Origin of the sequence: Acholeplasma granularum ATCC 19168, from assembly GCF_000526235.1 — a bacterium.
GTDB classification, from domain to species: Bacteria; Bacillota_I; Bacilli_A; order Acholeplasmatales; family Acholeplasmataceae; genus Acholeplasma; species Acholeplasma granularum.
This window is the reverse complement of sequence record NZ_JAFR01000006.1, coordinates 64,920-77,385: the sequence shown is the minus strand read 5'-3', so window position 1 is coordinate 77,385 and position 12,466 is coordinate 64,920. Positions and strand designations below refer to the sequence as shown.

Annotated in this window: 7 protein-coding genes; all 7 read right to left on the bottom strand. The window is 32.0% G+C overall.

Going from position 1 to position 12,466, the window contains the following annotated elements:
* Positions 1-37 precede the first annotated feature (37 nt).
* Complete coding sequence (locus tag G324_RS0100795; protein ID WP_025724495.1) at positions 38-907, bottom strand: carbohydrate ABC transporter permease; 870 nt, start codon at positions 905-907, stop codon at positions 38-40.
* Between the two features lie 10 nt (positions 908-917).
* Entirely contained in the window at positions 918-1,910 is a 993-nt protein-coding gene (locus G324_RS0100790; protein WP_025724494.1) for an ABC transporter permease, read from the bottom strand.
* Positions 1,903-2,478, bottom strand: a complete 576-nt coding sequence (locus G324_RS0100785) for a hypothetical protein (RefSeq protein WP_025724493.1) — start codon at positions 2,476-2,478, stop codon at positions 1,903-1,905. The genes G324_RS0100790 and G324_RS0100785 overlap by 8 nt, the downstream gene beginning before the upstream one ends.
* A 236-nt stretch (positions 2,479-2,714) precedes the next feature.
* On the bottom strand, positions 2,715-4,823 hold the full coding sequence (locus G324_RS0100780; RefSeq protein WP_025724492.1) for a right-handed parallel beta-helix repeat-containing protein: 2,109 nt from the start codon (positions 4,821-4,823) through the stop codon (positions 2,715-2,717).
* Between the two features lie 154 nt (positions 4,824-4,977).
* The gene (locus G324_RS0100775) at positions 4,978-8,610 is read right to left on the bottom strand and encodes an autotransporter outer membrane beta-barrel domain-containing protein (protein WP_025724491.1); all 3,633 of its coding nucleotides are present in this window, start codon (positions 8,608-8,610) and stop codon (positions 4,978-4,980) included.
* Between the two features lie 337 nt (positions 8,611-8,947).
* Positions 8,948-10,918 carry a polysaccharide lyase 6 family protein gene (locus tag G324_RS0100770; RefSeq protein ID WP_025724490.1) on the bottom strand — a complete coding sequence of 657 codons (1,971 nt, stop codon included), beginning with the start codon at positions 10,916-10,918 and terminating at the stop codon, positions 8,948-8,950.
* Positions 10,918-12,408: a hypothetical protein gene (locus G324_RS0100765; RefSeq protein ID WP_025724489.1), complete on the bottom strand. Its 1,491-nt coding sequence runs from the start codon at positions 12,406-12,408 to the stop codon at positions 10,918-10,920. Before G324_RS0100765 ends, G324_RS0100770 begins: the two co-directional genes overlap by 1 nt.
* Positions 12,409-12,466: the final 58 nt, after the last annotated feature.

Genomic DNA, 12,466 nt, shown 5'->3' with positions numbered 1-12,466 from the left:
TCCTCCTTATTTGAAAAAGTAGTTTTTTTAATATTTTTTAACCTTTAACTCCACCCATATTAACACCCCTAGCAAAATACTTTTGAATAAATGGGTAAATAATTAATATTGGGATGATTGAACAAATTAATATTGCATATGCATAGGAGTCTGGTGAGAATGCTAATGTATCTGCTCCTAACATATTATCAAGTAATGTTTGATAACTTTGCATTTCTTCTCTTAAGAATACTTGCAAAGGTTTTTCTTGTGAATTCTTAAGTAAAATACTTGCCCAGAAATATCCATTCCAACGAGATGTTGCATAAAATAGTGTGACAGTTGCAAGTGCTGCTTTAGACATTGGTAAGTAAATTGAACTAAGCATTTGAAACTCACTTGCCCCATCAATTCTTGCTGCCTCTTCAATTTCCGAAGGAACACTTTCAAAATAATTTCTTAATAAAATAATATTAAAGGCTTGAACACCAAATGCAAATACCATTCCCCAGCGATTATCCACACCCATTTCAACATAGTTTAAGTATGAGGGAATCATACCTGCACTAAACCACATAGTAAAGACTACAAAGAAGTTAAATTGTCTTCTAAAGTGTAATCTTTTTTTGGCTAATGCATATGCTCCAGTTACAGATACAAACATACTCCAAATTGTTCCAAATACTGTATAGAATAATGTATTTGTATAAGTGATCCAAAATGCATTTCTTGTAAACAATATTTTATATACATCAAAATTTACATCTACTGGAAATAAAACCACTTGTCCTGATTCATAAGGAGCTCTTGAACTAATTGAGGCAGATACTGCATAAATTAGAGGATATAAGGCAACAGCTGCAAATACTCCAATTAAAATATAGGCTATGATTTTAAATACAATTTCACTACGATTCATTCTTTCCATTATCATTCACCTACCATAAAGACGTATCTGATAAACGTCTACTAATCATGTTTGCTGCCATGACAAGCGCAAACCCAATTAATGAGTTAAAGATATCTGCAGATCCTGCGATTGCTCTATTTGCACCCTCTAGCCCATTTCTAAATACAAATGTACTAATTACATCGGCAGTAGAATATGTCGGAATACTATATAGAAGAATAATTCTTTCATAACCAACACTTAACATACGACCTATTCTTAATACAATCATAATAATTAATGTTGGAGCCATCCCAGGTAATGTGACATATCTAATTTCTTGTAATTTATTACCACCATCAATTTTTAGTGCTTCATAAAGTGTCGGTGATATACCCATAATTGCCGCAAAGTAAACAATTGACCCATATCCAGCTTCTTTCCATATACCTGTTATAATGTACATTGGTCTAAAGTAGATTGCCATTTCAGCTACTTTTTTTCCAGGTTCTATGAATCCAATATTTTCAAAAAAGGATGCAAGTATACCATTATAATCCGGACCATTGTATAACATCGTTAGAACTAAACTGGTAATAATTACCTCTGATAAGAAGTGAGGTAAATATGCAATAGTTTGTGTAACTTTTCTATAAAATTCATTAGTAATTTCACTAAATAATAGTGCTAGTAATATAGGTATTGGAAATGCAAATACCAATCCATACGTGCTAATTAAAAAAGTATTTCTAAATGCTCTCCAAAAAGATGGTGCCCATTCAGCGCTGAACATAATTTGTTGAAAGTTTCTAAAGCCAACAAAGTTTGATCCATATACGCCTAATACAGGACGGTAATCTTTAAAAGCGATGAGTAATCCAGTAATTGGTTTATATACCCAGAGTGCAAACCAAATAACCATGGGAATAATTAATAAGTAAAGTTGCCAATCACGTTTTATGATGTGGAGCCCTCTATCCCAAAATGTTTGTTCACCTATACCAACATTTCGTTTAAGCTCATTATGATTTTGTTTAAACATCTTCTTCTTGTTCCTCCTGAACTTGTTTTAAATACACATCCATATTTTTGAATAATGCATTACTTGCTTTAAATAATACGATAATAAATAATAAAACCATTGTAATTGTTAGTAAGTTAACTGCAACATAATCTATTAGAAATCCGAAGAAATTAACACCATCTATAATCATTACAAATAAACTTGAAAATACCGCTTGACTTAAGAATGCTGATATAAAAACACCAATTACTTTAAATAAGTTATTTTCATACCCACTCAAATATTTTCTAAATAATTCTATTGGAATGACAAACCCTATAGAACTTATCAAATAATAAGGAATCCAGATGATTGAATCTTTATAAAGATCATTAAATATTAAAAGTAACATCATGGATAAGAAGTAAGGTATAAATGCAAATTTTCCCCATCTTATTCCGGCGATAAAACCCACCAATAATAATAAGGATATTCTAAACTGTACATCGGGCATTAAAATAAATGCACCTTCACTAATTAGAACTGAGATCATACCAATTAGAGCGAAAAATGATAAATCCATTTTTCTATAATTTTGATATGTCATAAGTCACCTTCCTCTTATTTTCATAGATATATAAAAGCGTTTTCAATACATAGCTATTATACCGTATTAAAATTCTTTAGTCAATGAATATCGTATATATAATCGCACGATTAATAAATAGAAGTAACAACTATTCCTACTTCGTGCGATATACCGAACATGTAAACGCTTTATCAGAAGTTTATCACTTTTTTAGGGATTTATCACTTTTGATGAAAAATCCCTATATTTATCGTTTATTTGAATATTAGTCTAAAGTGTTGATTACTGGATACTTGTTCGTGATTATAAACTTCCATATACACCTCTTCTACTAAATCATTAGTTAAAATAAATGTAAATGCATTTTTATCAACAGTTTGAATCCATTCAGTAATATCGATGTAATATGTGTTGAAATTGTATCCTGGAACAGGAAATTGGAAATCCACAACTTTAGTTAAATCATCAACTTCAGGATCAAAACTTATCTTTGATAGATTTGGTTCATGATATTTTGAATTATTCCAAGTGATTGTATCTTTTGACCAGCCCGTATAGGAAGGTGAACCCCAAATGTTAATTGTCGGCTGACCTTCTTGAGCTTTAGCAGTGATACTTAAATATACTTTGTTATATACAATATTTGTTCTCTCGGTAATATCAAACTTAGCATAAATCATACGGTTAAATTGGGGTTCAATCATTGATGCTTTAAACTTCATATTCTTTTGATAATATGTAAAATCTTTGATTTCTGTTGAAACAAATGTTATGTCTGTTGGTAGTATTTCAAATCCTTGAACTGGGTCCATTAATGTTGATTTTCCAGGTACAACAAATGTGTCGACATCTGTTTTAAATTCAAACTCTAATGTATTTGAAAATGAATTATTTTCATATGTAAAGTTTTCTGTATGAGTTTGTACATATACACCTTTTTTTACAGCATTAAAAGTATTTCCTACGATGTTAAGATAGTTTGGCACACCACTTTGTGGATCAAATGGATCATATGAGTAAGTTGCTTTAATCGCATGACCTTCATCACCACTTATATTTTCAAATTCATTATTTATGATAAAAGTATAAGGTGCTTTACTTAAGGTAATTCCATTGGATTTAGGTAGATTTAAATTTTTTATAACATTTTCTTTAATTACCGTTCTTGGACTACCTAGTATAACATCAATACCTCTTAGTCCACCATCAATTATATTTTTATGGATATAGTTATTTCTACCTGCTGCATCGTGGGTTGCTCCTGAGTTACCAACACCAATACCTGCACCACTTCTAGTGTTAATGATTGTATTTTCTGTTATTTCATTAGAATATTCATCTTCACCATGCAAATCAATAGCATCCAGTAGATGATCTTTTAATGTATTTCCAATAATTAAATTATTATGTGCATGATACTGTATTAAAATACCATGTCTTAAATAAGGCCCTAAAAATTCTGAGTTTTTAACAATATTATGAACTGTATCTTTAGTTGTATCTGTCCAGTCTACTTCCCATCCTGAACCCTGAATAGAAATTCCATAACCCGCACCACCGCCACCTAGGTTTGTAGCTTTTTGTACGGTAATTGAATCAATTGTTACTTCTTTTGATTGTTTCAAACGTATAGCCATACGTCTAAATTTTTCAATTAAAACATTTCTAACAACGATATTTTGAGTTTGATTTTCTGGTGATGTGACTGTCCCAATAGTATCAATAGCAATCCCATTGACCATACCTTTAAAAACTGATGATGTAAAGTTTGAATTATTAGGATCAGGTAGTTCACTATCTAAAACTGGTGATGTTAGACTAAACCCTTCAATCAGTATATTTTGACTATTAATTACAGTAATAAATGTTGTTTGACTTGTTTCATTTGTTCGTTCTGAGAATTTAGAAACTAAAATTGTTTTATCTTTACCAGCACCTCTTAAGATAATACCGGATTTTAGATATATATGGGAATAATATCCATCACGGTTTATGTACCCTGTAAAATGGAATGTACCTTCAGGAATATAGACTTCATCCCCTGCTTCAGCAGCATCAATTGCATCCCTAAATGCTGCAAAGTTATCAAATGATTCATCATTTGGTTTTGCACCAAAGTTTGTAACATCTAAAGTTAACCCTGTTTTTTTAACCTCTTCTGGCATTTGATGGGCTTGCCCATTTTTATTAAACAAGCCTGGCATATTCCAGTCACCTTCAAATAATGACTCATAATCATTGAAGTCAACAATAGGATCTGGATCCGGGTCCGGATTTGGATCTTTATCATCATCCTTTGGGGTACACGCTAATAAAATTACACTCATTAACAACAGTAATAAACCTAAACTCATTTTTTTCATTCGTATTCTCCTTAAATGTTCGTAATAAAGTTATTTAAAACAGTTTACTTAAATCTATATGTAACCATATGTTACAAAACACATTTAAATAAAATATTTTTTGATGGGGGTGGATTAATTTTAATCCACCCATCATCAAATCTTATATCAATTTTTATGCTTCTAATACACCAAATAATCCATCATCAGGTGTTCCAATTAATGAAGGTCTTTGAGAACCAACTTTAAATTCCCATCCATTTTGAGTATTAAATCCTGGCATATTTGTTTCAAACCATGCTGCATTAAATTCTAATGGTAAAACTTCAGCTTGGAATGAATTTCCACTTGTACTTTCTCCAACAAATGTAATTGAACTTGCCTCAGTTTCATAAACATTCGTAACAGTCGGGTTAGATGTTGATTGTTTTGCACCAATAATTGTTCCAATATTATTAGAACCACTATGTGTAACTTTAACGTTAACTAAAATGTTATTTACTATAACTGCTGTTGCACTGTCTTGTGTATAACCAACAACTCCACCTACGTTATTTCCACTTCCTAATCCTTCAACAACTGCATCAACATAAACATTTTGAATGGAAGAATGTTGTGTCCAACCAATAACTCCACCTACGCGGTTATTTGTTGTTGCTTTAACCTCACCAATAAACACGATATCAGAAACTAACATACGAGTTTGTGATTGAGTGCCACCTAAGTTACCAAACACACCACCTGTACGACCTGTACCAGTAACATTCGCCTCAACATAAATGTTTTTAAATATATTATTTGCATTTGTTGAGTGATCAGTGGATGAACCAACTAGCCCACCTACACGTTCTCTTAATGCATTAACTGAACCATTAATTATTCTAATATTTTCAATTACTGAACTGTTACCTACATGTCCTGCAAGTGTACCAACAGCGTTATCATTATGATCATATGTTGTACCATCAGACTCTATTATCACAGTTGAGTTTTCAAAGTTTAGATTTTTAACAACACCATTGTTAATATATTTAATAAATCCAAATCTACCAGCACCTGATCCTTTAATGTATAAACCATTAATTGTGAATCCTGCACCATTTAATGTTCCTTTAAATTCAGCAATTGGTGTCCATGATTGTTTACCTTCACCATAAACTAAACTTAAATCAATATTATTTGCCAGAACATAGTGTGCATTATTTGCATACGTTAGGTCCACACCATTTCCATTATATGATCCACTACCAATAGCAGCCAAATCATTTACAGAACGAATAATAAATGGATCTACTTCTGTACCTGTACCATAATTAATGACTTCAGATGACCCAGATTTACCTGAACCATTTGCACGTCCATCACGGTCACTTGCTTCTGCATATGCATAGAAGAAATATTCAGTATCAGCATCAGCCATTAAATGTGTAACGTTACTAATAATTGATCCACTATCCTTAAATAGTGCATCTGTACCTAATTTAATTTCTTCGTCTGTATATTCACCTGCAGCATCTACAATGATATAGTAAATTGTAGATGGTAGGTTTGTTTCTAAATTAATAACTAACTCTTTATTTAATGCACCTGGTCTTAACCCACCACTAATAACTAATTCAGTCATTACCTTAGATTTTCCTGATGTAGTAAATACCTCACTAACTGATTCATCAGCAAGTTCTACTACATAGTAAACAAAATATGTTGTATCAAATTCTGCCATTAAATGAGTTTCACTAATTACAGATCCACTACCACTAAATAACACACCTGATGGTGACATAATTGCTTCTTTAGTTAGTTCAGTTTCTGTGTCTAAAACAACATAATAAATTGTTGATCCTTCTTGATTTGTTTGAATATCCACTTTTAATTCTTTTTCTTCTTGACCAGGACCTACACTTGGTAATGTTACAAGTGGCATTGCTAATTCTTTAATTAAGCCTAAGTCGGCAGTACCTTGTAAAACCGGTCTATCTTGAGTTTCAGTTAATTCAAAATCTTCTACAAAGTCCCAAGTTGGAATATTTGTTTCAAACCAAGCTTTTGTAGATAATTCTTCTAATGTAATTGGTGTACCATTTATTGCACTTGCACCACCACCACCATCAACAGATGAACCTTCAGCAGTGTATAAATTACCAATTAATAGTAAGTGTTCAAACCCAGTTAATCCACTTGTACTTCTATTACCAATGATTTCACCAACATTTGCAGCTGTTCCAGTACCATAAATGGTTGCATGTACAATTACATCTTTGATCGAAGCAATAACATTTGAATTATCACCTCTTTTTTGGAAGAACCCTAAAACTCCACCGGTATTTCTTGCACCTTGAATATATCCTGTAATAAATACATTAGATACATCAGCTGCTCTGGCATAGCCAATTAAACCACCGATGTGTTCATCCTCTCCGATAACTGAACCATCAAATACGATATTTTTAAATACGATTGGTGCAGTACCTGCGCTTGATGTGTCTACCACACCAACTGCCCCACCTACACGGTTAAATGCACTCACGTCTGCATTAATATATGTGTTAGTAATTGAACCTGTAACATACATACGCCCCGCAATTGCTCCAACACGTGTACCATTAAGTGTATCTTCTACAACACCATTAATAATTTCTACATTATCTATTGTTCCTTTTAAGTATCCAAATATTATACCAGCACCATGGTTTGAATCACTTTCACCAATACCTGATGCATGTACATATGGATTTACAAATTTAATATTTTTTACAACTGCAGTTGCTTCACTTGATGCAAATAATCCTCTATATGGAGCAATTGATGAATCTTTATCAATATATAACCCAATAATACTAAATCCAGCCCCATCAAGTGTACCTTCGAATCTTGATCCTTGACTATCAGCACCTAATGGTTCGAAACTTTCTTTTTGTGCACCATATTTTTCAGTTAAGTCAATATCATTTTCTAGTACATAGAAATCTGTTACAGTCCATTCTTTACCTGTAAGTTCATAGAATCCTTTTCCTATTTGTTCTAAGTCTTGAATAGTTGAAATTCTAAACGGATTTTCTTCAGTACCTTCACCTTTATCAATTTGAACAATATTTAATTTTGCTGTTGCAGACATATTACGAACTGTACTAAATGTATTGTCTAATTCAACTACAAAATAAGCTGTGTATCTCGATTGTGGTGTTAACCCACTTAAAACAACATTTGATAGTGAAGCACCATTTCCTGATTTAACTACAACAACATCACCATAATTTGCTCCAGCTTTAATTTGGCTTGCTGTTGGAGCTTGTTTACCTTCTTCAACCAATACATAATAAATTGTTCCAAGACCATTTGATTGAGCATTTAGTATGATTTCTCCATCTTCAGTACCTGTTGCAAGTGCTAATGATGAAAAACCTAAGGTTAATTGTTCTACGGCTTTTGTTTTACCAGTAACACGTTTTACCGATGTATACGTTTCACCATGTGCTACTACAAAAAATACAGCATAATCAGTATCAGCTTCTAATGTTAGGACAACGTCTAAAGACTTAGAAGTTGAACTTCCCTTTGATACACTACCTTCGCCTAAAACTACTTCACTTGCAGTTTTAGTTGTTACACTACTTAAATATACAGCATAGAAAATACGACCTTCTTCATGTGTACTTTCAGCTGTAATTTGTAATTTCCCTGCATCTGTATGTTGTGTAACTGTTGGTTCACCATCAAAAGACGGTAAATTTACATCATCACTTGGGGTACATGCGATGAGTGATAGTATGCCAACTAATACAAATAACATTGATAATATTTTTTTCATAAATCCTCCAACTTTAATGTAGTGCAGTCTACTTTTTTATTATTTTGGCCACTGCATGCCTATTTAATTAAGTTTATAAGATGAAATAGTCATATTTAGTAAAGCGCTTTCATACATACTTATTATAGTCAACTTAAATAAGGTTGTCAATTGATTATGTACGAATATATAGACTATTTAATTTCATTGTTGATTCAATCTCGTTTTTGTTTAAAATACCGGACAGTTATCAATTATTATTAGACAACCAAGATTAAACTCGGTTGTCTAATAATATACTCTTATATAAAATAAATTAGTTAGGGGTATAAATTTATTTTATACTTTAAAGGGAGAACTACTTTAACCAGCTTACTCCAACCTCGTTAACTTTTATACGTTTAACACCGCTAGCTCCGAAGCTTTCGTGTAAGTATAAACCATCAACCGGAGTAATTAATGGAATTTCATTTTGATATGTCACACCTGTTGGTGGTGTTGTAACATTAAATGCTCCACCACCTGCATATGCTGTATCACTATAATAATGTTCATTAATGAATGTTGTATTATTGTGAGGTTTGTCATATCTAATAACTGCAAAACCTGATCTTGCAACAATAAAGTTATTTTTTAAAGTAACATCTAATGATGTTTGTGAGTATTTTCCATCAAATAAAATTGATTGTCTTGAATTATAAATTGTATTGTTTTCAATTAATACATTATATGGTGTCCACTGTGCATTTAAAACCGTTTCATCTCCAGGTAAATTTACACCTGAATGAATAACGATACCCGCTCTTGTATTACTTGTTGTATTAATACCATCAATATAATTATTTCTAATAATGTGACCAGCATCATAGGCTCTAACTCCACCCGTATCTTGGATAAATTCACCTACCATAACATTACCTTCAACGATACTATTCTTACCATGTCTTAGTGTAATATGACCTAAGTTTCTTAGGAATGTATTATTTCTAATCATGTTTCTACCTGATTTAACTGAAATAATTTCAATTTCGCCATTCACATCAGCAAAATAATTATCTTCAATTAAAATGTAGCTATCTGATTGCGAATGAATGGATGTTCCTAAACGGATTGTTTCATAACCATTTTGTCCACCACCATTTGCATAGTTTGTAAATGCGTTTTGGTATATTTTATGGAATTGTGGTGAGCGGTCATCTCTCCAAATTGTTAGTAGTGATCCACCTGTTGATTTACCATCAAATGTATTTCTATCAACTTCATGATGTTTACCAGTTAATGATACCCATTTATAGTCTTCACCAACTCGTTCAAATTTATAGAATAAATTGTTTGTTAATCTTAAATGATCACCTTGTAACCATACCGCTCCACGGTCATTGGTTGGAGAACCATTTTCAAATGTTAGATTTGCTACAACTACATGATTAGCCTGTATGTGAATCATTGATTGACCTTCTATCGAAGTTTGACCAGGCGTTCCAATAATAAATATTGGATTATCTTTTGTACCACTATTCATTAACTTAACATTGACATCTAAAAATGCTTTAGGTTCTAATAGTAATGCATCACCCGGCTTAGCATTTAACATTGCCTGGAGAAGTTCCAATTTATTATTAATTACTATTTTTCTTAGAATTCGAGGATCATCTTCATTAATTGTTTCAATACTTGGTTCTTCATATGATACTTTTACATTGAAATCTTTAAATACAGATAAATTACTTGTAGATATTTGTGCAGTCAGTACCACATCTTTATCTGGTTGACCTTTTTCAGGTAAAGTAACATTACCTTCTAAATCAATAATTGAAGCATCACTTGTAGTCCACTCAACATATGAACCATTATATGTAACTCTAGGTAATATTAAGTAATCTGTCGTTACTTTATCTAAAGGAAATAATTCTAAATCTTTTATATCTTCTTCTAATAACAATTCTTCACTTGAAGGCTCAGGTAAGATTGTAATATCAAATATCTTATCAATTCTACTTCCAGATAGAACAAATTGACCTGTTAATCTGACAACCTCAGGTGCTTGATCATGATTGGGTCTTGTTACATGCCCATCCGAATTTATAAAATCCACTTTATCTGATCGCCATGAAATTTCAAGCAATGGATGTGTTGTTCTTCTTGGTAAGGATATGTTTGTTCTAACATTATCCAAGTCAATGCCTAAATCAAATTCATCAACAAGTATTTTTAATTCTTCAAAAGAGGTTTGATCTTCTATTGGAAGTGGTAATACTTCCTCATTTGTACATGCAACAAGTGCAATTAACATTAAAGGTATTAAAAATAATAAAAGTAGTTTTTTCATTAACCAATCCTCCTAAGACTTATTTCACCATTTGACATTTGCCATACAGTTTCAAAATTAAAACGAATGATATTTTGGTTGTAGTATTCTACGGTTTTTAACTCTTCAAGTTTAGCAATTGTTCCATTTTGTGCTCTGGATGAACTATTATTATTAGCACCTTCAATTGAATCATGTGCAAATCCTAATTCATATACATAATCACCGCGCGTAAATGAACCATCACCTAGAATATATCCCACACCAATTGTTGTATTACCGTCTCCGCCAACTGCTTCAACCTTATCGCCTAAGAACACTAAGTTTCTAACATGCGTTGGAACTCCTACATTATTTTCAATGTATCCTAAAACTCCACCAATTTGACGAACACCTGAAACGTTACCTTTTACAACGACAGCATTTACAGATACACCAGTTCCAGCACCTAAAATACCACCTACTTGACGACCTGTTGCATCAACAGTTTTAACCTCACCAATAAATAATAGATCACTTAATGAGATTCTATCATAACCTTGGTTGGTAGTAGCTGCTCCAACAATACCACCTACACGTCTGCCACTAGCAGTTACATTACCTTGGTAACTAGACTGTGAAATCGAACCTGAATCATAAAATGATCCGATAATTCCACCAATTTGACCTTCACCACTTGGTTGAGTAATGTTAGCATTTGTCACATGAACTTGATGGATTGTTCCTTTAGCATATCCTACTAAAGCACCAACTCTAAATCCATCAACAGTTATATCCACTTTATCCAACTTCAAGTTAATGATTAATCCATCAAAATTTAGTTCTTGGAATAATCCCCACTTTTCAACACCAGCAGTACTTTTAATAGTTAAATTGGATATTGTATACCCATTACCATTAAATACACCATTAAACTTTTTATTAGCTCCATTTTGTTTACCAATTGGTATCCAATTTTCATATTCTGATAAATCTATATCATTTACTAATTGGTAATGTGCAGTATCTATATAACCAAAATTACCGGTAGTAATTTCTGCTAACTGCCACGCTTCACTAATTAAGAATGGATCTTCTTCAGTTCCTGTTCCTTTAATAAGTGTTTCAATTTCTGATACAGTTTTAACTGGAAACATTAATATGTCACTTTCAAATTCATTGAGTGATAAACTTACAAAAACATTATAGTATGTCTCATCTGCTAATCCATCAACCAATTTAAATAAAACACCTTTGGCATTTCCTTTATTAATAACTGAACTTGATGTTTCAAACTCTTCTTTTGTAAGTTGTTTTGTATTTGCATCAGTTACTGCATAATTAATAACTGTTTCATTATTTTTAGCACCAACAAAAAGTTGAATACTTCCTCTTTCTAATCCGGCATGTATATTCACTTGATTAAATCTTGGTGTCTCTAAATAAGTTGTTTTAGTTTCTAAACATCCTGTTAGAACTAAAACTAATGTAAATATTCCTATTATAAATAGACGCTTTAAAACTTTAATCATCCATATCCTCCTATAAAAACGTTTTCATTGTGATTATATAAGATTTATATTTCGAATG